21 protein-coding genes and 1 pseudogene are annotated in these 26,332 nt (G+C 57.2%); 18 read left to right on the top strand and 4 right to left on the bottom strand.

Features of this window, described 5'->3' with window-relative positions; all coding sequences use genetic code 11:
• Window positions 1-73: 73 nt before the first annotated feature.
• Genes tssM through vasI form a run of 3 tightly spaced genes read right to left on the bottom strand, consistent with a single transcriptional unit; the run spans window position 74 to window position 5,823 of the window.
• A complete protein-coding gene (gene tssM / locus QMX84_RS09920) occupies window positions 74-3,718 on the bottom strand; it encodes a type VI secretion system membrane subunit TssM (RefSeq protein ID WP_282363733.1) in 3,645 nt (1,214 codons plus the stop codon).
• 9 nt (window positions 3,719-3,727) lie between these two features.
• The gene (gene tssA, locus QMX84_RS09915) at window positions 3,728-5,161 is read right to left on the bottom strand and encodes a type VI secretion system protein TssA (RefSeq protein ID WP_282363732.1); all 1,434 of its coding nucleotides are present in this window, start codon (window positions 5,159-5,161) and stop codon (window positions 3,728-3,730) included.
• Window positions 5,149-5,823, bottom strand: coding sequence for a type VI secretion system-associated protein VasI (gene vasI, locus QMX84_RS09910; RefSeq protein WP_282363731.1), 675 nt, complete (start codon window positions 5,821-5,823; stop codon window positions 5,149-5,151). Before vasI ends, tssA begins: the two co-directional genes overlap by 13 nt.
• A gap of 332 nt (window positions 5,824-6,155) precedes the next feature.
• On the opposite strand from vasI, the gene tssB reads away from it, so the two are divergent.
• From tssB to QMX84_RS09835, 15 genes and pseudogenes are all read left to right on the top strand, one after another.
• On the top strand, window positions 6,156-6,671 hold the full coding sequence (tssB, locus tag QMX84_RS09905; RefSeq protein ID WP_282363730.1) for a type VI secretion system contractile sheath small subunit: 516 nt from the start codon (window positions 6,156-6,158) through the stop codon (window positions 6,669-6,671).
• A gap of 84 nt (window positions 6,672-6,755) precedes the next feature.
• Window positions 6,756-8,228 (top strand): type VI secretion system contractile sheath large subunit, encoded by a 1,473-nt coding sequence (gene tssC, locus QMX84_RS09900; protein ID WP_088500278.1) that lies wholly within the window; start codon window positions 6,756-6,758, stop codon window positions 8,226-8,228.
• Window positions 8,229-8,645 (top strand): type VI secretion system baseplate subunit TssE, encoded by a 417-nt coding sequence (tssE, locus tag QMX84_RS09895; protein ID WP_048373670.1) that lies wholly within the window; start codon window positions 8,229-8,231, stop codon window positions 8,643-8,645.
• Between the two features lie 11 nt (window positions 8,646-8,656).
• A complete protein-coding gene (tssF, locus tag QMX84_RS09890) occupies window positions 8,657-10,423 on the top strand; it encodes a type VI secretion system baseplate subunit TssF (RefSeq protein ID WP_282363729.1) in 1,767 nt (588 codons plus the stop codon).
• Complete coding sequence (tssG, locus tag QMX84_RS09885) at window positions 10,387-11,409, top strand: type VI secretion system baseplate subunit TssG (protein ID WP_282363728.1); 1,023 nt, start codon at window positions 10,387-10,389, stop codon at window positions 11,407-11,409. Before tssF ends, tssG begins: the two co-directional genes overlap by 37 nt.
• On the top strand, window positions 11,406-12,833 hold the full coding sequence (gene tssJ / locus QMX84_RS09880; RefSeq protein WP_282363727.1) for a type VI secretion system lipoprotein TssJ: 1,428 nt from the start codon (window positions 11,406-11,408) through the stop codon (window positions 12,831-12,833). The genes tssG and tssJ overlap by 4 nt, the downstream gene beginning before the upstream one ends.
• Window positions 12,834-12,870: 37 nt before the next feature.
• On the top strand, window positions 12,871-14,217 hold the full coding sequence (tssK, locus tag QMX84_RS09875; protein ID WP_282363726.1) for a type VI secretion system baseplate subunit TssK: 1,347 nt from the start codon (window positions 12,871-12,873) through the stop codon (window positions 14,215-14,217).
• Window positions 14,210-15,016 carry a type IVB secretion system protein IcmH/DotU gene (gene icmH / locus QMX84_RS09870; protein ID WP_082148807.1) on the top strand — a complete coding sequence of 269 codons (807 nt, stop codon included), beginning with the start codon at window positions 14,210-14,212 and terminating at the stop codon, window positions 15,014-15,016. The genes tssK and icmH overlap by 8 nt, the downstream gene beginning before the upstream one ends.
• Window positions 15,017-15,145: 129 nt before the next feature.
• A complete protein-coding gene (locus QMX84_RS09865; RefSeq protein WP_048373680.1) occupies window positions 15,146-15,658 on the top strand; it encodes an Hcp family type VI secretion system effector in 513 nt (170 codons plus the stop codon).
• A gap of 103 nt (window positions 15,659-15,761) precedes the next feature.
• Window positions 15,762-17,491 (top strand): annotated as a pseudogene (tssI, locus tag QMX84_RS09860) (type VI secretion system tip protein TssI/VgrG); the annotation flags it as partial.
• A gap of 291 nt (window positions 17,492-17,782) precedes the next feature.
• A complete protein-coding gene (locus QMX84_RS09855) occupies window positions 17,783-19,129 on the top strand; it encodes a DUF2169 domain-containing protein (protein ID WP_282363725.1) in 1,347 nt (448 codons plus the stop codon).
• A 1-nt stretch (window position 19,130) separates the two neighbouring features.
• The gene (locus tag QMX84_RS09850; protein ID WP_153336892.1) at window positions 19,131-19,487 is read left to right on the top strand and encodes a DUF4150 domain-containing protein; all 357 of its coding nucleotides are present in this window, start codon (window positions 19,131-19,133) and stop codon (window positions 19,485-19,487) included.
• Window positions 19,488-19,490: 3 nt separating this feature from the next.
• Entirely contained in the window at window positions 19,491-20,696 is a 1,206-nt protein-coding gene (locus tag QMX84_RS09845) for a polymorphic toxin type 15 domain-containing protein (RefSeq protein ID WP_282363724.1), read from the top strand.
• A 12-nt stretch (window positions 20,697-20,708) separates the two neighbouring features.
• Window positions 20,709-21,380, top strand: a complete 672-nt coding sequence (locus QMX84_RS09840; RefSeq protein ID WP_282363723.1) for a T6SS immunity protein Tdi1 domain-containing protein — start codon at window positions 20,709-20,711, stop codon at window positions 21,378-21,380.
• A 397-nt stretch (window positions 21,381-21,777) separates the two neighbouring features.
• Complete coding sequence (locus tag QMX84_RS09835) at window positions 21,778-22,716, top strand: hypothetical protein (RefSeq protein WP_282363722.1); 939 nt, start codon at window positions 21,778-21,780, stop codon at window positions 22,714-22,716.
• A 997-nt stretch (window positions 22,717-23,713) separates the two neighbouring features.
• On the opposite strand, the gene QMX84_RS09830 is transcribed toward QMX84_RS09835, so the two are convergent.
• Window positions 23,714-23,899 carry a hypothetical protein gene (locus QMX84_RS09830; RefSeq protein ID WP_282363721.1) on the bottom strand — a complete coding sequence of 62 codons (186 nt, stop codon included), beginning with the start codon at window positions 23,897-23,899 and terminating at the stop codon, window positions 23,714-23,716.
• Window positions 23,900-23,939: 40 nt separating this feature from the next.
• Between QMX84_RS09830 and QMX84_RS09825 the strand changes: the two genes are divergently transcribed.
• The 3 genes from QMX84_RS09825 to QMX84_RS09815 all read left to right on the top strand — a co-directional run bounded on the left by QMX84_RS09825 (window position 23,940) and on the right by QMX84_RS09815 (window position 26,005).
• The gene (locus QMX84_RS09825; RefSeq protein ID WP_282363720.1) at window positions 23,940-24,389 is read left to right on the top strand and encodes a hypothetical protein; all 450 of its coding nucleotides are present in this window, start codon (window positions 23,940-23,942) and stop codon (window positions 24,387-24,389) included.
• A gap of 211 nt (window positions 24,390-24,600) precedes the next feature.
• On the top strand, window positions 24,601-25,080 hold the full coding sequence (locus QMX84_RS09820) for a hypothetical protein (protein WP_282363719.1): 480 nt from the start codon (window positions 24,601-24,603) through the stop codon (window positions 25,078-25,080).
• A 262-nt stretch (window positions 25,081-25,342) separates the two neighbouring features.
• Window positions 25,343-26,005, top strand: coding sequence for a GAD-like domain-containing protein (locus QMX84_RS09815; RefSeq protein ID WP_282363718.1), 663 nt, complete (start codon window positions 25,343-25,345; stop codon window positions 26,003-26,005).
• The last annotated feature ends 327 nt before the right edge of the window (window positions 26,006-26,332 follow it).

Here is a 26,332-nt window from a genome sequence, read left to right as displayed (position 1 = left end):
GCGGAGCCAACAACCTACTCAGGGAGAACAAAGGCAGGTGCTACATAGATAAGGCTAGAGGCTTGGACCGCCCTCACAACTGCGTGACGTTGTCGCCGTCCTTGGGTTGTCGGCGTTCCTCCAGCAAGGTTCTGGGCAATGCAAAGCCTTCAAAGGTGCGCTGGGTGATGGGGTTGTTGGCTTTTTCGGCCACCACGCGGTAGCGCATCAATCCCTCGGCAATGGCGAAGGTCAGGTCGACGCTGGTGTCGGTGCGGCCGTTGAGGTGGCCTCGGCTGAGCAGCCGAAATAACGACCACGGCCCGCGATAGCTCAGGCTGGCGGTGTTGCCACTGCTGTTGACCAGGGTCAGTTGGCTGCCATTGGCATTGCCCAGGTCGTTGGGCCACACCAGCCCTGTGCGCTGTGGCGCGCCGTGCTGGTAGGGGATCAACTGGCCGTCGACGCTGAGCAGGCTGCTCAGGCGCGTGGTGCTCAGGGCCAGCGGTTCGATGGTGAGTTGCACCGCCAAATGCCCGCGATGGTTGAAGAAGGTGTCGCGAATACGCTCGGCTTTTTTCAACTGTTCCAGCACGTCGCTGCGCACCAGGTAGCCGCCCAGGCTCTCGGAGTAGAGCACGTCGAGGTTGTCTTTGAGGAAGATGTCCAGGTACTGGTCATGGAACTGTTGCAACCGCCCTTGCGGCCCGAAAAAGGCTTCAAAGTCGTCCAGCGAGGCGTCTTCGCCCGTGGTTTTGAACGGGTAACGATCGGCCAGCCGATCACGATAGAAACTGTAGATCTCGCTGTCCCAGCGCTTTTCCAGCTCGCGCAGGGCGGCTACCACCAGCACTTGCGAGGTCTGGTCCGCGAGTTTTTTGACCTGCTGGTTCATCGGTTCCGGCAAGCCCACAGCAACCCGTTGCAGGTTGGCAATCGGGTCGCTGCCGCTGAGCGAAAAACGATTGAGGACGGTCTTCAACGCGGCCTTGCCGGGGTCCGGATTGTCGTGCACGGCCTTGGCATAGTCATGCACGGCGCCGATGGCGCGCAGGGTCTCTTCATAGTAGGAAGGCCGTTCACCCTGGGGGATGATCAACTGCGCCAAGCCGGTAAAAGCCCGCCGAATACCCGCCGCCTGTTGTTGGCCCTCGGGCACTTTGTCCAGGCTGACCACCGCTGTGCCCTCGATCAACGGCACGGCCGGGTAGATCACGGTGTTGTCGCGCAGCGTTTCAAGCAAACGCCGTAAGGGCGCCGCCGGGCCGGTGACCTGCTCCAGCACGGCAACCCCATGGCTCAGGTCACGAAAATCAGTGACTACAAACTGGTTAAGCGCCCGCCGCCAGCTGTCCACGTAGTCAGCGCTGTACAGGGCGCGAACCCGCTGGGTCAGGACCTTGCGGTCTTCTGGCGAGTAGTCCAGGCGTTGGCGCTCACCGAGCACCCACTGATCGATCATGGCCAGCTCAATAATGTCTTGTGTACCGGGCTCAAAGTACTCTTTGAACCCCTTGGCGGTGAGCAAGGGCGCCAACTGCAACTCGCTGCCATCGGTGTCCGCGCTGACCACCAACGGGCGGTAAACAATATCGAAAGCCGGTCCGATTTCATTGCGCAGGTCCAGCGGGCGTTGCAAGCGCTCTTGGGCATCCTGTTTTAACGTGCTGTACACCCGCTCAGCCATGGGCCGCTGGCGCAGTTGCTGCTGCACCTGGGCGATCCGTTCGCGATAATGCGGCAAGTCTGCGTCGGCATATTTCAACGCGTAATTGAGATGGCGCATCAGGTCTGCCTGCAGTTGCCCCTGGCCCGGATACGCGCGCTGCCACTGCTTGGCAACCCAGTCCTCGACGATCTCCGGGCGGCGGTTCTGGCGGTCTTCGATCATGCGGTACACCCGCAACGCCACCAATTGCTGATTGCTGCCCGCAGGCGCGATGTTGATCGCCTCCAGGGCGCTGCTGGCGATGGCGGGCAAAAAGCGTCGGGACAGCAAATTCAAATAGGCCTCGTCAACCCGCGGGCCAATCGCCCTGCCCTGATACAGCCCCATATTGGACAGCAACGGCCAGGCCTCACGGTAATCGCCATACACCGAGACGGCGTCACGGATCTGGTCCAGCGGTGCCAGCAAATTGCGCCCGGTGGCATCGAGGCTGGCGTCAATGTCCCCGGTGCTGAACTCCTGGCTTCTGGCCAAAACGTTCGCGGCCTTGTCACGGTTGACGGTGAAGTAGTACTGCCACAAGCCCACCGCCAGCAAACAGCCCAGCGAAGCCACGCCACAACCTGCGATCAGCAGTCGTTGCTTGCTGCGGGCGACTTTGATGTTGTCACCGGCCAGCCCCGCTTCGGGGTAGATCACTTGCTTGAACAGTTGCTGGGCAAAATAGATGGCCTTGCCCTGCGCAGGCTTGACCTCGGCAGGTGGTGGCGGCAGGTGGTAGGGCTGGCCCGCCTCTCTAACGAACGCATTGCTCAGGGTGCCCTGCTGGAAGACTGACGAAAAATACACGCCCCGGACCAGCGCCGGTGTGGTGAAACGGTCGGTGCCAAGCATTTCATTCAAGAAGCCAAACAGTGCCGGGCGCAGCCCTGCCAACTGGCGCAGAAAACCCATCAGCCGGTCACGGTCCTCCAGTGAGCGGGCGCCTCTGAGGCTGTCAAAAACCTGCTCGTTGAGGCGTTCGACAAATGCGCTGTAATGTTCCGCCAACTCCGCCAGCCAGGCATCGAAATCGTCGACAGCGTCCAGGCTGAAGGTAAAGCCGAGCAAGTCTTCACGGCCCCGGCGCGACAGCTGAGAAAAGAACTCCTCAAAGCCCTCCAGCAGATCAAATTTGCTCAGCACCACATACACCGGCAGGCGTGTGCCCAAGTGCCGCGTCAATTCATACACCCGCGTGCGGAGCACGTTAGCGCGAGCCTTGCGCGCTTCGGGGCGCTGCATCAGCAAGGCTTGTACATCGATCACCAGCACCACCCCATTCAGGGCGCGGCGGCTGCGATTGCGCCCCAGCCAGTCCAGCAGGTGCAGCCACAGGCGCGGGTGAGTGTCCGCCGGCAATACCGGCCTGACTTTACCTTTGGCCGCCACCGGTTCTTGCGCTTGCTCGGCGCGCTGTTCTTGCGTCAAGGGCTTCGGTTGCGTGAGCAACTCTCCCGGTGGGTCGATCAAGACGGCTTCATCACCGATCCACCAGTCGATGGCATACGCCAGTTTTTCTTCCGGCTGCGCGCGGGCCCCCGTCCTGTTGATATGGGACAGGGAAAAGCTCTGATTCGAACGGGTGACAAGGCTGGTCTTGCCCGCGTTTTCTTCGCCCAGCACCAGGTACCACGGCAATTGATAGAGCGAACGGCGACGCTCCATATTGTTCAATAAATGGCTCAGGCTTTGATCAAGTGAACGCTCCTGCGCCTCGACATAAGGCAGGCAGGGATCCAGCACAACCGCCGCTTCACGCGCGTGCCCGGCATTGAGCCTGAGCAAGCGTTGACGCACCCGCCAGGCCCAGAACAGCAACGGCACGACCACCACCACAACGCTGGCCGACACGCGCATCGCCAGTGCCGCCAAGGGTTGATGCTCGCGCCATGTCCAGTGCGGCCCCAGCCACCAGATGCCGATCAGCGCAAAGACCACGCCGAGGACAACCATCAGCGCCAGCGCCTGTTTGAAATGCCGCAGCACGGGCCACCCCCAGCGCTTGATGTAACTCCAGACCCTTTCCATAAACTGCTCCTACTCCTGAACGGCCTTGATCAACGAGGGGTTGCCAAGGTGCTGGGCCAACTTCTGATACAACTCGGGTTCCCACGCCTGGGCGCTGGTTTCGCGCATCACCCGGGCCACCCCGGCGTAAAGGTCATCGGCCAGCCAGGACAGGCCACGGGCCCCTAGCAAATCAGCGGCGATTACCGTGGTGTGGCTGCGCTGGCGCGGGGCTTCATGGGCTGCGTGCAATGCCTGCAATCGCAGCAGCACCACCTCAACGCCTTCGGTATTCAGTTGAGTCACCAATTCGTCGCGCAGGCCCGCGTACTCAGGCACCGCACTGCTGGTGCCCTCGCGCTGGTCGGCACCGCTGATCCAGGCCTGGGTTGGCGCGTCGACGAAGGGCGTGCCGTCGCTGAAATTCAGCTCAAGCAAAGCCGGGAGCCGACACACCAGCCGCTCACAACAGCGGCGCACGGCCAAGGCCACATCATCCATCGCCAGACGCGAGGCCACCTGGGCCGCGAGGTAGCTGCCACGCAACCAGTACGGCGAGGCCGCGACGCTTTTTTCAATGCGCAACAGCAAGGCGGGCTCAAGGGCATTGGCGCCCAGCGCTTCTTGATACGCGTCAACAATGTCTTGAGGCACCGCGCTCAATTCTGTGCGGCGGTCGCGGGTGATGGCCGGGGCAGCATGCAGGTGCGCCCACAGGCCAAAACGGCGCAGTTGATAGCCCACCGGGTCATAGAGGTCTTGTTGATTGAGTTGCTCGGCCATTGCCAGCAAGGCACGCCGTTGCTCACGTTCGCTGCCCACTGGCGGCGCGCTGGTGCGGGTGAACAAGGTCGGGTTCAGGACGCCGGAAGACGGAGCCTGGTTGGCCGACTCAGGCACCGGCGGTTCACTGTATTTGGCCAACTGCCGTTGCAGCGCCTCAATGGGTGCCGGGTCGAGCTTGGCCGCCACCGCACAGCGCGCAAGGTCGAGCAACGCCTGCTCCGCCGTGGCCTGATGCACCGGGGCAAAGCTGCTGCGGTCGAGGCTCGACAAGGCTTGCCCCAACTCTTCAAGCAGGCGCTTGATCTGCTTGCGCTTGGCCAGGTAGCCGGTCGGCCCCGGCTTGGGGTGCGCACTGTCCCAATACACCTCGACAACACCCGCCAGCAAGCCCACGGCATCGGCCCAGCGCGCCCACTGCCGGGTGCGCAGCCACACCACCTGCAAATGCCCGAGGATGCGCAAGTGCTTGCACTGTCTGGCCAAATACTGACGGGACGCTTCATCGATATACGGCCAGTCGATGCTGGCCTCGCGCAAGCCGCCAAGCTTGATCATTTCCTGATCAATCGCCTGATAGGTTTCGTCCTCGATATCGAAATACCCGGCGGGTTGCTCCGGCTCGATCGGCGCCAGCAACAGCGGGACGATATCGGCCGGGACCTCGATCACCAGCGGCATGCTTGACGCTCCTGCGCAATCAACGCGTCCAGGCCTTGCGCGTCAAACACCAGCCCATTCAGCGCGGGATCCTGCGTGCTTTTCAGTTCCAGACGCTGGCTGCCCATGATCTGGCGTAACAGCGCAATGGTCGGTAACCCACGACTGAACTCGACCACCAGCCCCGCCTCATCCATCACTTGCCATGTCGCGGTTGAGAGTGGCTGGTCATCGGCCAGCAACTGGATGTGCAGCTTGTTGCGCTTGACCGGCTCATCGAGCACCAGTTGCAGACGCGTGATAGAAGACTCGCAACTGATGGCCAGGGTCGGCCGGGGTGCAAACGCCCCCAAAGCGGGTGCGGAAATAACCACCCGTTGTGCTCGTTCGTTATCCGGCTCTGGCCAGTGCGAGATCAAAAAGCGGAAGTCGCCGGGGCTGCGTTTGGCCTCATTGCGCTGCACCAGATCGACGATGGGCAACATCCGCCCCACATAAGCGATGGGTTGTGGCGCCATGGTGCGAATCGGCGTTCCGGCCGCCTGATCAAAACATTCCAGACGCTTTAACGACGACACAACGGTCGTACAGTCTCGCGCTGCAGGCATGGCCAATGCCTGTTGCCCCGCCAGCACTAATAGAAAGGCGCCTAACGCCCATGCCCGCCCACTGCTTATTCGCATTTGCACCTCCTGTATGAATGATGGGCATGACATAACGCGCAAGATCCTTTCTCGCTGATAAAAAGTTCGACGTATAACGCCTTAATTGTCCGGAGCGTGGACTAACCGGCAATTAAGTAGCAAGTTAAACACTCCACAATTAACGTTATTAGTGCAATTAACAGACATATCTCTCAGCGACTTCCTGCAACTATGTAGGGCAAGTACTACCAAACTCATAATCGTAATTTCCTACAGATAAAAGCCACACAACTAACGGCTTTGGCCGACATGACAGACCTAGAGAAATCGGGTCCTAATAGGGCTACCTTCGAATGAAAAGGACTTTTCCCATGTCGAAAGCTCACGGTTCCGTAGCTCCAAAAGAACGCATTAACATCAAATACATTCCGGCCACAGGCGATCAACAGGCCGAAGTTGAATTACCGTTAAAGTTACTGATAACCGGTGATTTTAAAGGCCACGACGAAGAGTCCGCCCTTGAAGACCGACAACCCGTACGTATCGACAAAGACAACTTCAATGATGTACTGACCAAAGCCGAAGTGTCATTAGAAATGGCAGTGCCTTGCGTCTTGACCAACGATATCGAGAACGACTTGAGCATTAATTTGCAGTTCAAGTCGATTAACGATTTCGGCCCCGATGCCATCGTTCGCCAAGTGCCTGAAATGAACAAACTGCTGGAGTTACGCAACGCGCTGGTGGCGTTAAAAGGCCCGCTGGGCAATACCCCCGCCTTCCGCAAACAGTTGCAAAGCCTGCTGGCTGACGATGCTTCGCGCCAACGGCTTATTCGCGAACTGAACCTGACCCTGCCTGCCCCCAAGGATTCGCCTGACGCCTAGGCCCAAACGCCAAGCGTTACCTGCCTGTTCACTGCCCTGCGACTGCCGAAACCGAGTTCATAAAACGGAGTACCACCCATGCCGATGGAAAGTGCCAACGCCCAAATCCGGGTGACCGATGCCCCCACCTCGCTACTCGATCAACTGCTGGCCAACACCATGATGACCCCGGCCCAGGAAGGCTATGCGGTCGCCAGACAAGGCGTGGCCGCGTTCATCAGCGAGATCTTGCAAAGCGGCCATCACGAACAGCCCGTGAACAAGTTCCGGGTTGATCAGATGATCAGCGAAATCGACCTTGCCTTGAGCAAGCAGATGGATGAAATCCTCCACCAGCCGCAGTTCCAGCAACTGGAATCGGCGTGGCGCGGGCTGAAACTGCTGGTGGATCGCACGGACTTTCGCGAGAACATCAAGCTCGACGTGCTGCATGTCACCAAAGAAGAAATGCTCGACGATTTCGACAACGCCGGCGACATCACCCGCAGCGGCCTCTACAAGCACGTGTACACCGCAGGTTACGGCCAGTTTGGTGGCGAACCCATCGCTGCCATGATCGGTAACTACACCTTCGGCCCTTCGTCACCGGACATCCGTTTGCTCAGCTATGTGGCCTCTGTAGGCGCCATGGCTCACGCACCGTTCGTCATGGCCGCCAGCCCCGAATTCTTCAACCTCAAAAGCTTCCAGGACCTGCCGTCGATCAAGGAGGTCAACGACATCTTTGAAGGCCCCAGCCATACCAAATGGCGCAGCTTGCGCGAGATGGAAGACTCCAAATACATCGCCGCCACCCTGCCCAGCTTTTTGTTGCGCACGCCCTATGACGGCCTGGAAAACCCGGTGCGCAGCTTCAGCTACGACGAAGCCATCGACGGCCAGCATGACAACTACCTGTGGGGCAACACGGCCTTTCTGATGGCCACCCGACTCACCGACAGCTTCGCCCGTTACCGCTGGTGCCCGAACATCATCGGCCCGCAATCCGGTGGCGCGGTAGAAGATCTGCCAGTGCATTTGTATGAATCACTGGGCCAGTTGCAAGCCAAGATCCCCACCGAAGTGCTTATTTCTGATCGCAAGGAATATGAGCTGGCAGAAGCCGGTTTTATCCCGCTGACCATGCGCAAGGACAGCGACAACGCGGCGTTTTTCTCGGCCAACTCCATTCAAAAACCCAAAGCCTTCCCCAAGACCCGCGAAGGTCAGGAGGCCCAGACCAACTACAAGCTCGGCACGCAATTGCCCTACCTGTTTATCGTCAATCGCCTGGCCCACTACATCAAAGTCCTGCAACGCGAGCAGATCGGCAGTTGGAAAGAACGCCAGGACATGGAGCGCGAACTCAACACCTGGCTCAAGCAATACATCGCCGATCAAGACAACCCTTCAGCCGATGTGCGCAGCCGTCGCCCGTTGCGCGCGGCCCAGATTGATGTGCAGGACGTGGCCGGCAACCCGGGCTGGTATCAGGTGTCGCTGTCGATCCGCCCGCACTTCAAGTACATGGGCGCCAACTTCGAGATCTCACTGGTCGGTCGGCTGGACACCCAGTAATTGGGCCGCGCCAGCCTGTTCGAACGTCTGGAGCCTGACGCACCGCGCTACCGCCCGGGCACCGCGGACGAACAGGCCCGCCAGCGTATCGACGCGATCAAGCGCCATTTGGAGCACGTACTCAATGCCCGCCAGGGCTGCTCGCAAAGCAGCCCTGAACTGGGCCTGCGCGACTTCAATGGCGCAGCCCAGGGCAGCTCTGATCTGGTGATCGCTATCAGCGCCGACATACGCCGCTCAATCGAAGCATTCGAACCGAGGATCAAGGTCGTTGGCGTGCGCTATCAGCCCGACCCGGATTTACCGCTGGAGCTGAACTTTCGCCTCGATTGCCAGGTGCAGCTCAACCACAAGGACGAAAGGGTGCTGATCGACGTGGCCATGCACGGCCGCGACGGCTACACCCGCGTTAAATAAAGGGGGACGCCATGGGCTTGAAAGAACGCTTTGCCGAAGAGATGCGTTACCTGCGTGAGCTGGGCCGTGAGTTTGCCGAGGACAACCCGCAACTGGCGCAGTTTTTGGGTGACAAGGCCAATGACCCGGATGTGGAACGGCTGCTGGAAGGCTTTGCGTTTCTCACCGCCAAGCTCGGCATGAAGATAGACGATGACCTGCCGGAATTGACGCATCCGCTGCTGCAGATGCTCTGGCCCAACTATTTGCGGCCATTGCCCAGTTGCACCATCGTGCGTTTCAAACCGCTGCCCGACGCCATCAGCCAGCGCCAGGTGCTGCCCAAAGGCACACCGCTGTTTGCCAAACCGGTGGACGGCATCAGTTGCGAATTTCGCACCTGCACCGAGGTCAGCCTGTACCCGCTGGCGGTCAAGTGCGTGAGTGATGCCCATAGCCGTGAAGCCTCGGTGGTGCGCATCGACCTCAGCGTCTTGACCCGGCAACCGCTGAGCAGCCTGGGCTGCGATCAACTGGATTTTCACCTTGGCGGTGGCAATGCCACGGCGCAAACCCTGTACCTGTGGATCGCCCACTACCTCAAAAGCGTGACCCTGTACGTCAATGGCACCGCCTACGGGCTGAACCCCCAAGACATCGGTTTTCCGGGGTTTACCCCGCAAGAGGCGTTGCTGCCCTACCCGCGCAATGTCTTCGACGGCTACCGGATCTTGCAGGAATACTTCGTGTTCCCGCAGCGCTTTCACTTCTTCAGCCTGACCCGCCTGGGCAAAGCCTGGCCCGCCATCAGCACCGATGAGATCCGCTTCGAGTTCCAGTTCTCCCGGCCCATGCCCGGCGACATTCGTTTGCAGACCCACGACCTGCACCTGTTCTGCGCCCCGGCGGTCAACCTGTTCAGCCACGACGCCGAACCCATTGCCCTGGACGGGCGCAGCCTGGAACAGCGGGTCATCCCCACCGGGCAGCGCCCAGACGCCTATGAGATTTTCAGTGTTGACCGCGTGGCTGGCTGGAGCGCCAGCGACAAAGAACACAAGGGTGACCCGCTGCGCACCTTCACGCCCTTTGAGTCTTTTCAGCATGAGATCGAACACGCCCAGGGCCGCACGGCGCTGTACTTTCGCACCCACATCGAAGAGTCCCACGGCCGTGAAGGGTTGCAGCAGCGCATAGCCTTTGTGCGTGGCGATGAACGCGACTACATCGGCGAGCATGAAACCGCGTCCATCGAACTGACCTGCAGCAACCGTGATTTACCCCAGGCGCTGGGCATTGATGACGTGTCGCTGTCGACCGAAACCACGCCGTCCTTTGCCACCTACACCAATCTGATCGCGCCCACGCGCTCGTATCGCCCGGTGCTGGACGCCAGCCTGCACTGGACGCTGATTTCCAACCTGTCGCTGAACTACCTGTCACTGCTCTCGGCAGAACCGCTCAAGGCGGTGATCCGCGCCTATGACTTTGCCGCCTTGCACGACCTGCAACAGACCCGCGCCACCCGCAAGCGCCTTGACGGGATTGGCGAAGCCGTCACCACGCCCATTGACTGGCTGATGAAGGGCCTGCCCGTGCGCGGCCTGCACACCCGCTTGAAGCTGGACCAGCAGGCGTTCCTCTGCGAGGGCGAGCTGTACCTGTTCGCCAGCGTGCTTTCGTACTTCTTCGCGCTCTACGCAAGCATCAACTCCTTCCACATGCTGGAAGTGATTAATACCACTAACAACGAGTGCTATGAATGGCCACTGTTGACCGGCAGACAACCCGTGATCTAGCCGACACGCTCCTGGCCGATGCGCGGAACTACTCGTTCCATCGTCTGCTGGAACACCTGCACGCGCTGCACGACGATGACCTGGAAGCCCAGCCTGCAAGCCACGCCAGCCGTCGCCGAATTCGTTTGCAAAGCCACGCGGGCATGGGCTTTCCGGCCTCTGACCTGACCGTTGCCGAGCGTGTCGATGAAACGCTCGGCAACGAGCGCTACCGCGTGCAAACCACGTTTCTGGGCTTGCAGGGTGCCGACTCGCCGCTGCCCGGTTATTACCTGGACCGCCTGGCCTATGAGCAAGCGCAGGGCCGTGGCATTCGCCCCGAGTTCCTCGATTTTTTCAATCATCGCCTGCTGACCTTGCTGCACCACAGCTGGCGAAAATATCGCTACTACATCCGCTTCCAGGCAAACGCTCGCGACCGCTTCTCGCGCTATGTGTTTTCCCTGATTGGCCTCAATGACAACGACCTGCGCGGCGCGACACCGCTGCCCTGGGGGCGTCTGTTGAGCTTTGCCGGGTTGATTGCCAGCCGCAGCCGTGCGCCGTCAGTGGTGAGCGGGATTGTGGAGCATTGTTTTGATCTGCACGGCGTTTACATCCGTGAGTTTGAACCGCGCTCGGTGCCCTTGCTCAAGCGCCATCGCGTGGCCCTCGGCTCACTTAACGGTGTACTCGGGGAGAACTTCACCATCGGCGACCGTGCCCGCACACGCGCCAGCCAATTCACCCTGGTGATCCCCAACCTGTCGCAAAAGCGCTTCCGGGAGTTCCTGCCCAGCGGCGGCCAATGCGCACGGCTGCGCCAGTTGCTGGATTTTCTGGCGCGGGACGTACCGGCTTATTACGTGGAACTGGGCCTGCGCGAAGAAGACGTGCCGCCGTTCAACCTGCGCCGCGAAGGCGGGACTCACTTGGGCTGGACCAGTTTCATCGAGTGCCAGGCACACCGTCACCCCGCCGTGGTACGGATCAGGGGGCGCGCATGAACCTTACGTTGGTCATCAGCAACCCCGCGCAATTGCTCCACGGCTGCCAGCCCACCCACCGTTTTGCCTTGCACGGCGGCAGCATCGGCAGTGCGGACTGCGACTGGCGGCTCAACGACCGCAGCCGCAGCGTTCGCCCCTACCACTGCCAGATCCATTGGCTGGGCAATCGCGCCTGCGTCACCGATCACTGCGGCCACACTTATGCCAACGGCCATGCCCTGCCCTTGGGCCGTGGCACCACCGTGCAGTTGAATGAGGGGGATTTTTTACACATCGGCGACTACCAAATCGCCGTGCACCTGGATGCCCATGAGCTGGCAGACGACCGCCGCCACCTGAGCCAGCGCTCGCTCAATGAACTGCTCACCGGTCGCCGGGATGGCCTCGAAGACTGGAACGCCCACACGTTGCCTTTTCTGCCCCCGGCAGACACAAACACGCACATCTGCCACGAATTCGAGCAGTTGAGTCGCCCCCTGGACCCCGCCCGGGAGAGCGACCCGCTGCTGGCCCTGGAGGCGATCACCGCAGCGCCGCCATTGCACGACGTGCTGGATTTTGCAGCCCACGCCAGCGCTGACAAACCCCGCGTCGAGCGCGCAACACCCCACCGCGCCGTGCACCTCGACAGCACGCACATGGGCGGCCATATCCGCTTCGCCCTGTTGCTGCTCGGCTGCCTGGCGTTGGTCGGTTGCACCCTGCTCGGCAAGATCGGCCAGGTGATCTGGACACCGTCGATCCCGGTGGGCGGACCTGATGATCAACCCAGCCGCTACTCGTTGAGCCTGTATGCCAGCCACAGCGTCAATCAGCGCCTGATCATCCCCGGAGCCGGCCCCGCCGAAACGCCGATTCGTTCGCCCTATACCGTGAACGTGGAGGCCGCCAGCCCGCAGGCGCTGACCGAGCAATTGCAGGCGCTGCTGGATCACGTTCACGAGACCGTCACGCCACAGTCAGCGGGCCTGCCAGAGCCCGGCGCGGACACACAAATGTCTGTGGTTGAAGCCTCGCCCTTTGGTGACTACGACGCCCCCGGTGTCAGTTTGTCTACCCCGCAAGACACTGAAGCGCCGCGCTCCATCGCCAGCCCCATCGGGTTCAAGGTGCTGCAACTGAGCGATGACAGCCTGCTGCGCAACGCCAGTCTCCAGACGCTGACGGATGACCTGAAAAAGACCTTGGGCAGCACCTGGATCCGCGCCGACGACTACCTGCTGCAGCCGGGCCAATTCAAATTTATCGACCCGCAGAGCCTGGACGAAGACACGCGGTTTATCGCGGTGATCGCCCACTACTACGACGCCGACAACGCCCAGTGGAAGCAGACCCTGCGCGTAGACCCCAAGGGCCATCAATACGCGCTGCTGGTGCAACTGGACGCCGCCAGCGTTGAGCTCAAAGGGGAAACCCGATGAATGCCTTTTCACCCCCTTTCACGCAGAGAGCCCACTGATGAGTTCACGTCACCCGGTCATTTGGTACGAGGGGTTGTTTGTCAAACCCCAGCATTTCCAGCAACAGGCCCGCGCCGCCGAAGCGGCCGTGCAGCAACGCCTCAACAGCCTCAACGACACGCTCTATGGTTTCAGCGAACTGGCGCTCAACAGCGAGTACTTGAGCTTTGGCAAGATCGCCCTGACCCGGGCACGCGGAATCATGCCCGACGGCAGCGCCTTTGATATCCCCACTGATCAGGCGCCGCCCACCCCGCTGGAAATTACCCACAGCAGTGCGGCCAACCAGACCGTGTTCCTGACGCTGCCGCTCAAGTCGGCTCAGGCCCTGGAAATACGCTGGCCCGAAGGCTATGCCAACAGCCGTTACCTGGCCCAGCAGGTGGATGTGCGTGACACCCACAGCGAAGTCGGCGATGTGACCACGATGAATGTGGCCGTGCCCAACCTCAAGCTGATGCTTGAGGACGAAGACCGCAGCGCCTTCACCTGCATTGCCGTGGGCAAAATCCTCGATAAACGCCCGGACGGCAGCCTGGTAATGGACGAGCATTTTTACCCCACTTGTGTGTCCTTGCAGGCCGTACCGGTGCTGCAACGCTACCTCGGTGAAGTGGCCGGGCAGATCCGCGAGCGGGCCAAAAACCTGGCCGAACGCATCGGCTCGTCGGGGCAATCGGGGGTGGCCGATGTCACCGATTTCAACCTGCTGCAAACCCTCAACCGGATGTACCCGCTGTTCCAGCACCTGGCCCGGCAACGCCATGTCCACCCGGAGCGGCTGTACATCACCTTCGCCCAGGCCTGCGGCGAACTGGTGACCTTTACCGACGAGGGCCACCTGCCCCAAGAGTACCCGGCCTACCAGCACGACAACTTGCGGGCCTGCTTCAAACCCCTGGAGCACACCTTGCGCCGGGCGCTGGGGACCGTCTTGCAGCCGCGCGCCGTGTCGCTGCCCATCGTCGCCCAGGAATTCGGCGTGCTCACTGCGCTGCTGGGCGACAAGCGCCTGCTGGACACTGCCGAGTTCATCCTCGCGGTACGCGCCAATCTGCCGCTGGAAACCCTGCGCGAGCAGTTGCCCAAACAGATAAAGATCAGCGCCACCGAAGCCTTGGGCGAACTGGTGAGCTTGCAGTTGCCGGGCATTGCCCTGATCCCGCTGCCCGTGGCACCGCGCCATCTGCCATTCCATGCCGGCTTCAGCTACTTCGAACTCGACCGTCATCACCCTGGCTGGCAGAGCCTGAGCACGGGCAGCGGGTTTGGCTTCCATGTCGCCGGCGACTTCCCGGAACTGGAGCTGCAGTTCTGGGCGATCAGGAGTGAAAAAAATGAGTGAAGACACCACGCCTGAGTCCTCCATCAAAGCGCTTGAGGACGCGGTTACCCCCGCCCCGCCAGTCATCACAGAGCAAACGCAAACGTACCTGGCCGACCCTGAATTCGAGTTGCGCGGCCTGGCCTGGAACCCGTTGTGCGACCCGGCCATGCCCCTGATCGGCTTGCTGATACGCCTGCGCCACCTGGACCGGCATGCCGATATCAACGCGCTGTACCGCGACCTGCATAACCAGATCAGCACGATCATGGAAGAGCTCAACTCGCTGGACTATGACCCCGGCGCGCTCAAGGCGTATTCCTACAGCCTGTGCCTGCTGGTGGACGAAGTGGTGATGAGTACCCCGTGGGGCAGGTGTTCAAACTGGAGCACGCGCTCGCTGCTCAGCGTGTTTCATCATGAATCCTGGGGCGGCGAAAAGTTCTTCACCCTGCTCGCCCGCATGGCCACCGACGCCGCCAAATACCAGCACGTGCTGGAGTTCATGTACCTGTGCCTGTGCACGGGCCTCAAGGGCAAACACGGCAACGTGCCCCGAGGCGATGACGAACTGCAACGGATCATCAATCACCTGCACGGCCTCTTGCGCCCGCTGCGCGGCGAGACGCCCAAACGCCTGACCGAACCCCTGACCCACGTCGCCCCGCGCAACTACCGCATCAAACGCGCGTGGCCGCTGTGGACACCCTGGGCCATGGCGGGCGCGGTGCTGGTCGTGGCGTACACGGTGTACGCCGTGCGCCTGCACGGCATCACCCAGCAAGTGCTGGTTTCCCTCGACCGGATTCTCACGCTGTAGCCGATTTTCAGCGCGCCCGCGTCGGGCGTCTGTAAACCCTTGGTCCTTATCGGGCCATAAACCCATGCCGTCACACCGACGGTAGCAACCCCATCGGGTTGTTCTATTGATCGTTACAAGGAGTTTGTCATGCCAACACCTGCCTACATCAGCATCCACGGCCAGACCCAGGGCCACATCACCAAAGGCGCGTTTACCGGCGACTCGGTGGGCAACGTGTATGTGGAAGGCCATGAGGACGAAATTCTGGCCCAGGAAGTCGACCACCTGATCAGCACCCCCACCGACCCGCAAAGCGGCCAGCCTTCGGGGCAACGGGTACACAAACCGCTGATCTTCACCAGTGCTTTGAGCAAGGCCTCGCCCATGCTCTACCAGGCGCTGGCCACCGGCGAAATGCTGCCCACCGTTGAGGTCAAGTGGTTCCGCACCTCCACCGATGGCAAACAGGAGCACTTCTTCACCACCAAGCTGGAAGACGCCACCGTCGTCGAAATCCACACCCTGCTGCCCCACGCCCAGGACAGCGATAACGCCAACTACACCCAACTGATCAAGACCAGCCTGGCCTACCGCAAGGTCAGTTGGAGCCACGTGGTTGCAGGGACCGAAGCCTCAGACGACTGGCGCAAGCCGGTTTAACCCACCGCTGTTTCTGCCCGCTCTGGCAGGCAGTTTTATGTGTTCGCCAGCGCACGCCCCGTCGCCATGACGGGGCGTGCGGTAGCGTGCCTCAGGAGCGCCCATGCCCCGTCAAAGCGATCTGCGTTTTACCTTCGAGCCCCTGCAAGGCGATGCCTTTGAGGTGGTCGAGTTCAAGCTCGAAGAAGGCTTGTCGCAACCCTTCAAATTAACCCTGGACCTGGTCAGCCACGACCCGGCGGTGGACTTTAATCGTGTCCTCGATTTAGGCGCGCTGTTCACGGTGTGGCGCGGCGAAACGCCGGTGCGCTATGTCCATGGTCTGGTCAGTCTGTTCCGTCAGGGCGACACCGGTTTTCGCCGTACCCGCTACCACGCGGTGATCGAACCGACCTTGGCCCGCGCGGGCCTGCGCTCCAACTGGCGGATGTTTCAGTACAAAACCGTGCCCGAGATCATCACTCTGGTGCTCAAGGGCCAGCGCATCACCGACCTCGAAAAACAGATCTGTTTCGATCACCAGACCCGCGAATACTGCGTGCAGGCGGGCGAAACCGATCTCGACTTTATTGCCCGCCTGGCCGCTGAAGAAGGCCTGCTCTACACCTTCGAACACCGCACCGATGGCCACACCTTGATCCTCACCGATCGTGTTGGCGGCCTTGGCACCATCGGCACCCACAAAGACTGCCCGGTGCTTTACCAGCCCATGGGCGGCGGCGATTCGGCAGAGCCTGCCCTGCATCGCTTCAGTTACACCGAGCAGGTGCGCACTTCTCGTCAGGTGCAGCGCGATTACACCTTCACCCATCCGCGCTACAACCAGCAACACACCGCCGATGGCGGCCTGGCCCTGAAAAATCAGCACAAGGATTACGAGCGCTACGACTACCCCGGCCGCTACAAGCGCGATGCGGCGGGTAAACCTTTTACCAAGACCCGCCTCCACGCCTTGCGCAGCGACGCGCGCATGGCCGAACTCGAAGGCGACGATGCCCGCCTGCAACCCGGTCTGGCCTTCGACCTGAGCGAACACCCGCGCCCCGATTTCAACGACCGCTGGCGCAGCATCGCCCTTGAACACACCGGCAAACAACACAGCAGCCTGCAAGAAGAAGCCGGCGGCAGCGACTACAGCACCACCTACCATTTAAAGGCCAGCGCCATCCGCTGGGACGCCGAGTGGAAAGCCCCGTTGCAGCCCAAACCCTGCATCGATGGCCCGCACACCGCCACCGTGGTCGGCCCGCCGGGGAAGAGATCTACTGCGACGAATGGGGCCGGGTCAAAGTCAGCTTCCCGTGGGACCGCGACAGCCAGGAAAACGACCACAGCTCCTGCTGGATCCGCGTCACCCAAGGCTGGGCCGGCACCTTATGGGGCGCCATGGCCGTGCCGCGCATCGGCCAGGAACTGATCATCAGCTACCTCGACGGCGACCCCGACCAACCCATCGCCACCGGCAGAGCCTACCGCCAGGCCAACCTGCCGCCCTACGAACTGCCCAAACACAAAACCCGCATGACCATCAAAAGCCGCACCCACAAAGGCACGGGGTTTAACGAACTGCGCTTTGAGGATGAGGTGGGGCAACAGGAGGTTTACATCCATGCCGAGCGGGACAAGAACGTTTACATCAAGCATGACAACACGACGTTTGTGGGGAATGACCGTACAGAGCGGGTGGACCACAACGAAACCCTTTCTATCGGCGACCACCGCACCGAAGACGTCGGCCAAAACGAAACCATCCAGATCGGCGCCAACCGCAGCGTGACCATTGGTGCCAACAAGACCGAGACCATCGCCCTGGCCAAGGCCGAAACCATCGGGCTCGCCAAAACGCTGACCATCGGTGCCGCTTACCAGACCAGTGTCGGTGCAGCCATGAACACCAGCGTCGGCCTGAGCCAGAGCGAGCAGGTGGGCATCCATAAATCGGTGGTGGTAGGCAAGAACTACAGCATTGATGCCGGTGATGAATTCAAGGTCACGGTGGGTAAATCAACCTTGGTGATGAAGTCCGACGGCACCGTGCTGATCAATGGCTGCACCTTCGATTTCAGTGCCACGGGTGCGGTGCAGATCAACGGCAAAGACGTTGATATCAACTGAGGAGGCGTCATGGAATTTCGTAACCTGACGCCCTTCGATGCGCTGTGTTTTAGCGCCCTGGGTGTGGACGATCAAGAGTATCCGGTGCTGGCCATGAAGGTCGGTTATCGGTTGTTGCCGGTGGATGGCCAACCGGGGCAATTGCGCGCCGAGGTCATGGACGATAAGCCCGTGGCGTTGTGTACCGATGACGCCTATTACGGTGAAGAAGGGACCAGCAGCGTCAGCGAAGAAAGCGACCTGGCCCCCTTTAAACCGCGCTGTGATGTGATCGTGGTGGGACTGGCACATGCGCCGCAGGGCTTGCCGGCCACGTCGTGGAACGCAGGTGTGCGCTTGAGCATTCCGGTCGCGCACGAGTACATAGACGTGCCGCTGCCCGAACCATTGAGCCCCGGCGAACGGTTGAACGAATACCAGCTTCAAGAATGGCAAGCGAAACGCGTGGCCGCCGCCAAGGCACACGCCAATGCCCCTACCCGGCGCAATCTGCTGGACAAGCAGTTGCGCTTTAGCGGGCCACGGCAATTTAAAGACAGCCTGTTTGGCGGTTGGCAACTGACTCAAGCGCAGCCCGTTCTGAGCGTTCCGCTGCGCTGGGAATATGCCTTTGGCGGCAGCAGCGTGGTGCGCAACCCCGAGCACCTGTTAAAGCCTGACAGCCCGGAGTATCTGCTCAACGAGGTCTGCTACAGCAACCCGCTGGGCAGCGGCTGGATCGAGAAACGCCAGGAGCAGTTGGGCTTCAAGCTGGATGCGCCCCTGCGGGTGCTGCCCGCGCCGCAAATCGAAGCAATCGACAGGCCCGTGTTGCACCTGGATAAAGCCAAACACCCTGATGGACTGCTCGACTCCACGCAAATGATGCAGGTGGCCGGCACCTACAAATACCAACCCGCAGGTTTTGGGGTGGTCGGCCGGGCCTGGGCACCGCGACTGGCTCTGGCCGGTAACTACGACGCTGTATGGCAAGCAGAGCGCTGGCCGGGTCTGCCTTATGACTTTGACTTCGCCTACTGGAACGGTGCGCCCACCGATCAACAGATCGAATTTCCACCGCCCAACCTGCGCATCGAACTCTTCAACCTGACCAACCCGAACCTGACACCAAGCGGATTCGCGCAGGTGGAAATGCCCGGCCATCGAGCGTTTGTGTTGCTGCGTTTGTTCAACGGCGCCTTGCTGCCGCTGCCCATGCTCACCGACACCCTGCGCATCGACACCGAGGCCATGACCCTGGTGCTGACCCATCGCATCAGCCTGCCCAATAACCTCGATATTCGGGTGCTCGAAGCGCGCTTTGAGACCGATCCGGCGGCGCAACTAATCAAGCGCTCGCAGCGGGAGGTGCATTGATATGGCCGATAACGTCATCGCCCGCAAACAGACCAAATGGAAGGTGATCAGCATCGTCCCGGACGTGTGCAAAACCCCGATGGGCAGCGCCATCCCGCCTGTGCCCTACCCCGTCACCGCCGAACTCAAAACCGCCACCGGCGTGGCCAACTCCGTGCGCGCCAATGGCAAACCGGTGGTGGTCTACGACATGAGCCTGGTGCCCACCACCAAAGGTGACCAAGCGGGCGCGGCTAAAGGCATCAAGAGCAACACCGTCGGCGGCAAATGCTACCCGCTGGAAAAAAGCAGCAGCGTGCGCGCTGAGGGCAAATTGATCGTGCGCCATGGCGATACGTTCTGGATGAATGGGGTCTAGAACATGGCCGAGCCCCTAGAGATCAACATCAGCAAATCCTTCGTCGAGCATGGCGGCAAGCAATGGGCGACCTATGAAAACGGCGGTGGCGTTACGGTTCAGGTCTGGAAAAACCAACAACTCGAACTCCAGCGCGATCTCAGCTACACCGACTACGCAACATTCAGGGAAAAAGCCCCGGAACTTGGACTGCGCGACTACCCCGCTCCGCTCATGCGCCGCCAAGGCGGCACAAATGCAAACGGCAATACGCTGGGGCGTGTGGTGGGCGAAACCGCGCCAACCGCAGTGCCCGCCACACAGGCCAATGCGGCGATAGAAGCCGAAACCCAAGAGGAAAGCATCACCGGAGAACAAGTTCTCGATGGCCTCCAGCTAGGCCTGGATGTGGTAGGCCTGATCCCCGTGGTGGGAGAAGCGGCAGACATTATCAGCGCTGGCATCAGCCTTGCTCGCGGGGACTATGTAGGCGCTGGGCTGTCACTGCTGTCGGCCATACCGTTTGTGGGGTATGCGGGTACTGCGGGCAAGGCCACGCGCTATGGCGCGAAGATAGCTGAGGCTTCGGGTAAAGTCGGGAAGGAGGCGGCGGATAGAGCAGCGAAGGAAGCGGCTGATAAGGCAGCCAAAGAGGCGGCGGAGAGGAAGGTTAGGGAAGAGGCGGCACGTAAGCGCGGCCAAGAGAGTAAGGATGAAGAAAGCGGCGGTAAAATAAAAGGTAGCAAGCAATTAGATGTGAAATGTTTCAAAAAGCCAGAACATCTAGATGATTCTGAGTTTATGAGGCAACTAAAAGAACAAGAGGATGCGATTAACTCAATGAATGCTGACAAGATGCTTGAGCGGCATTTGGCAATCAAAGACGCAGGAGGTACCAAAGCGCTACGTGCCCCAAAGGCACAAGAATATGCACGAAAGGCTTTTGAACAGAAACGATTGATAGAACTAGGAAAACTTAATATATGGGGCGAAGCAGCCGAAAAACAACTAGCTCTAGAGCTTAAAGATCTTGCGGCAACTCATCGCCTAGATATAATTGCAGGCGGCGACCCGAAGGATATATCAGGAATGGGTGGTAAAGGGGTTAACTCTTCCATTGGTCCCCAGTGGAAAGGGGTGCGCTCTAACTCCCTAAAAACTCATGCTGAGGAAATGATTAAAGAAGGCAAAGGCGAAAACAAAATGCACGTCAAATTAAAAAAATGCTGAGGAGTTAAAAACATGCTGCATGATTTTTTCAAATACGTCGTAGAAAAGCATGGTACCCCAGACAAATCCACCCCGCTAAACAGCCACGAACTGCAGAACATAAGACAAGTATTTCCCGAGAATTTAGTGGGATTCTACCAAGAATATGGACGATGCGTTCTTAGACAAGGACGACTCCAGATGTGCCACCCTATGGATCTTCAGAAAATTCTTAAACTCGTTCTTAAATCAGACTCCGATATAAGCCATGAAAATAGTTATGCATTTGCATATTCCTCCTTTGGCGATATCTACTTTTACAACAATCGTTACGGATGTGGCTCAATAGAACTCCTAACCGGGAAAATATTTAACAACGACCTAACTTCCTCGGCGGAAACAAGCTCGTTAATTGGCAATACAGTTTTCATGCCATTTTCCCTTAGTGATGAATCACTCGACCTCACTGACCACTCAGGAAAAGCCTTATTCAAAAAAGCAACGAATAAATATGGAGAATTAAACATAGGTGAATGTTTCGGATTTGTTCCTGCCTTAGGATTAGGGGGGAAATCCGATATTAGCAATGTGCGTCGGTTAAAGGCTCCCGAGCATTTTGCCATTATTTCTCAACTGCAGGATTTTTATCTTATGGAAACACTGGACTCCGGCCAGACTAAAGAAGTCCGTAAAATCGGCAAATGACGCCCAACTGATCCTGCGCTAACACGGCCGTAAAGAATAAACGGTCAAGCTACAGGACCTTGACAGCACGGTCACTAGCCCGTCAGTCAACTAATAATAAGCCCGCCTCACCACGCGCTTCTTGGCCAACCGTTCGACCATATTTATGAAAGGACAGAACTTATGCAAGGGCTGCGCCGTAGCCGCTTCACGAACCCCACATTCAAAGTCACCATCTAAATACGGAAAAGGTCCGACAGCAATGCGCAACGCGCGAAAGGCGCAAAGCTGGCTGCAAGAAGTAAGAGAGAACAAGCTTCACGCAACCTATGAAAAATTATGAATTTCTAGACGACCTCGAAAAAGGATGTAGCAAGCACCGAAGCAGAACTTCAAGAGCTACCACTTGGTGACGAAAATGAGCATTGTGAACAAACGAATGAATGCGACTGAAACCATAAAAAAACTGGACAAAAAAATCAAAAAGTGGATATCTAATTGGGTCAGCACCCCAACACCAAGAGAGCTCTTCCTAGTCGAGCCAATGAACGCATTTACTAACTATTTTAATGGTCAAGATATTTCATACATTCTTGGAGACCAATCAGAAAATCTGGCAACTTGGCATCTTATAAATTATGAAAATACTGCATTTAAGGGCGAGCCAAATTACGAAGAACTGGCTTACGCCACTTTCCACTACGGCCAAATGCTGGAGATAAAAAAATCATTGGCCGACATTGATAGCGGAGGATCTATCCTGCTTGCAGTATCAGCACTCTCATTCTCACTGGCAGCAATCTCTGGCTGGAAAAATGAATGTGCTGCACGGTTCAACATCTTGAAAACAGGCTTAGATTCACCGCTGCTGCACCTTCAGAAAAATGAAAAACATGATGCGGGAAAATTGTTTGGTCACTTTTGGTTTCTACTAGAGCTTTATGCGAGAAGTATCGGACAACATATCGATACATCACTATATTCGTACCCGACAAAAATCTCGCCATATGATCGAGTGCTTCAGAACTGGGACACCTCAGACCAAGCCGTTTTACAAGACCTAATCTCACAAATGGCTGATTTCCATCTATCACAAACTCTCACCACCGAACATGATGATGTACTAGAGTTTGATTATGAGGAGCGAATGCTTTTCCCATATGAAATTCTTGCATTTCTTAAAATCAGAGAATGGGCAAACCTCAATAACCCCACAACTTTTGATCACCCATTAATGCAGCACCCGCTTGCCAAAAACCCTCCAACTCTCAACATACCAAACATTCATCTATTTAAAGACGTAACTGATAAATTAAAAAAAGAATTATCGCTAAAAAAATTAATAAAATCCGAATAAGGCAAGCCCTCAGAATATGTCTGAGGGCAAAGCCCACCACTGCGCTATGCATGCCTTAGGAGCCTAACTCATGGCAATGGATTTTGAAGATACTTTATCCGAATCACAAGCAGACATTGTATCGCTCTGCCTTGAATATGTAGACGAGGAGGTAAACGATATATACGCATACTGTTCCATCGAAGAGGGTATTTATACATTTGATGTTTTTTATGGCATAAATTGATCTCTTTACCACAAGCACAACTTGAACGATTCCAATCTTCCTTAGCACCATCATAATTCCGACACATCCCCGGAAAGACAAAGCGCACTCTTAGAAACCGAGATTCAAGATCTTAAAAAATCAAAACTGAATTAGACAAATATAGCCAACCGACACCCACAGAAATCAAGATCCACTATAACGCTGACACCGGCCAACTAAAGTCCGAATACAAATATAAACCTGTTTACACAAATCACAGAACATTAACCTCTGAAGATATCTTCGACCAATGGTTCGATCAAATCAAAGAACAGATGCAATTTGAGTCTAAGCAGACAAAATAACCCATCAGCACAAAGAGGGCATGGGTATAAATTGAGGAGCATCGCCGCCGAATTTTTCGCGATCGTCTCAAATCGCACCTTGGTGCAGCGACTTCCATTAAATAAACCCGAACTGCTTAGCATTTAGAATAGCGACATCAGCCGTTGCCTGAACGTTCGACCATTGATCGTGTCAATGCCTTCTACAAGAAACCTGGACACAGCGACCAAAGCACCGACCATCTAAAAGCCAGCGCCATCCGCTGGGCGCCTAGTGGAAATCCCCGTTGCTGCCCAAACCCTGCATCGACAGCCTGCACACCTCCACCGTGTTAGGCCTGCCGGGTGAAGAGATCTACTGCGACAAATGGGCCTGGGCATAATCAGATTCCCATGGGACCGCGACAGCCAGAAAAACGACCACAGTTCTTGCTGGATCCGCGTCACCCATGGCTCGGCGTGCACGTTATAGGGCGCCATGGTTGTACCGCGCATCGGCCAGGAACTGATGATCAGCTGCCTCGATGGCAACCCCGACCAACTCATTGCCACCGGCAGAACCTTCAGTCAGGCCAACCAGCCGCCCTACGAACAGCCCAAATACGCTGGGGCGTGTGGTGGGAGAAACCGCGCCAACTGCACTGCCCACCACACAGACAAAAGAACCTCACCCCATAACTCCAGGATATAAAATGAATAATTACGAAATTTCTCCGTACGTAGGCGTAGGAGAATTAGAGTTTGGAATATCCCCATCTATGGCCGAGAAAATTCTTGGCAAGCCAAACTTCTCATACTACGACCCAGACACCGATGCAACCACTCAATATTGGAACAACAATGGACTACAGCTTTCGTTTTCAAAAAAAAATAACACCCTTACATCCATCAGCATGTATTCAAACATTAGAAACATAACACTTCCAGGCATTAAGTTCGACTGGAACACATCAAATACAACTTACAACTCATTAATAAAATCGGATCTTTCGGCCATGAAAACTGTTGGAATTACAGTTTTTTTCAAGTATGGAATAGCAGTTTCAGGACTCTCTGGGGAAGATAACGGCAACAAGTCGATAACCGCTTTTACTAAGGGTGAATGGGTGCCGGAAGATCCATACCTGGAGCGCCTCACATAAGTGAGGTACTGCACGAAAAGGGAACAAGTTTTCGATGGCCTCCAAGAAAAACGCATTCTTAGTAAAGAATGGATGGATGGATGGGTGGATGGGTGGATGGGCGGTAGAACACACTCTGGAGAAAGGAGCCTCAAAGCCTTATTTGGATGCGCTAGAAAAGGCCGGAATCAGTTACAAGACAACCCCGCAGATTCCACATTAAGGATAGATAATGAACATTAACCAAGATCAGGCCGCCGAAGTATTTGATGATTTTTTATTTGCAATGGATGACCAAATAGAGTGGCTAATTGAAGAAGCAAAAAAACACAAAATCGCTTTAATAAACTCTCCCAACACACCAGAGCTTCTCGAAAAATCACTTGACTTAATATCCGAAGAACTGAACGAAGAGGATATTGAAAAATTGATAGTTATATTCGGTAGACATCTCGGAGAATTTATAAGACTTAACTATGGCGGAAAATGGACCCTGCCACTGAAGGATAAGAAAAACGTCAACTTCAATACCCCCGTGATCACTGGTCATTCGCCTATAGAGGGGCTGGAGTTCGCCCCCATAAGAGTCATACGCGCCTATGCTCTTCGTAGATACAAAGGCACTATACGTCGGGCCATAGACAATCACATTCACCCGCAAATATTGGACCTGAGTTTAGAAGCAGCGCAAGAAAGACATAGCAAGAATTAAATTGCGCGACCATGAGTGTAGAGGTTGGGGTCAACTTCAAGTTGCGACTCGTCGAAACCAGCTCAGCGGGCAACATGGCAAGAGCTCTACAATCCTCAGGCGACAACTGGAATACCGCCTGGTCCTGCCGCTCTTCGAAGGCGATCATTCGGCGTATCGCTGGTCACTGGTGCTGCTGTTAACGCAGTCGCTCGCGGTGATGGCTCAGACGTAAAGAATATGGAACTGACAATCTGCCATCAGCCAAAAAAGGAAAATAAACATGAGAGACCCTCATTTCGAATACTTCATCGAGAAATTTGGCGAAGCCACTTACAGCACACCTGTTTCAGAAGCCACCCTTGCTCAATGGACCGGCAAGCTCCCTCCCATCTTGATGACTTACTGGCGGGAAGAAGGCTGGGCAGGGTATGCAAACGGACGAGTATGGACAGTTAATCCCGATGAATATGAAGACATCAAGGATGTATGGCTTGAGGGGACACCGTTTGTCAACATAGATAACTTCCACGTCATTGCCCGCGATGCCTTTGGCGACCTCTACTTGTGCGGCGAAACAACAGGCGCAAGCGTCACCATCACTTGTATCCACAATGAAATCCTCGCTCTGAAAAACCAACTCAACCCCAAACCCTTACCAGATCACGATCCTTCCATTCAGGCGCTGTTTGGTTCTGCCAAGCTAGAAGACTTCGACTACCCTGACGCCAACGGAAAACTGCTGTTTGAACGCGCTATAAAGAAGTACGGCCCACTTGAGCCCGATGAAATGTACGGCTTCGAACCTGCGCTCGTTGTGGGTGGAAGCGCTACATTGGATAACCTTCGACGCCTTAAGCTGGATCCACACCTCTACATTCTGCGTCAATTCGACAGTCCGACTCTTCCTTTCTCCAACATCGATTTTGACAAGCTTACGAAATAGCCATGAGTTCAAAAGCGGCCCACATCTGGAGGGTGTCCAGGCATTCGTCGCGCAACAACATGCGCCGACGACACGCTGTACGTGCTGCTCGATCTGTTGGCCGACTGCACCTCGGAAGATCCGTTGCGCATTGAGGCGTTGCATCAAACCCTCGGCCGGGAAGCCATTACACCCTGCTGCGTCCCGATTTTATGCATACGCCATTAGACGAAATAAACCATTTTGCACAAAATGGAAATTTCAATAATAGCTCCTATAGAAAATTAGAAAACTCTTGGGAGCGAATGCTAAAAGATAGGAAAGATGTACCCATAGAAATAACCCCAA

It is taken from the genome of Pseudomonas sp. PS01297, assembly GCF_029959305.1.
Lineage (GTDB): Bacteria > Pseudomonadota > Gammaproteobacteria > Pseudomonadales > Pseudomonadaceae > Aquipseudomonas > Aquipseudomonas helleri.
The sequence above is the reverse complement of the archived record's forward strand: the minus strand, read 5'-3'. Positions and strand labels throughout refer to the sequence as shown.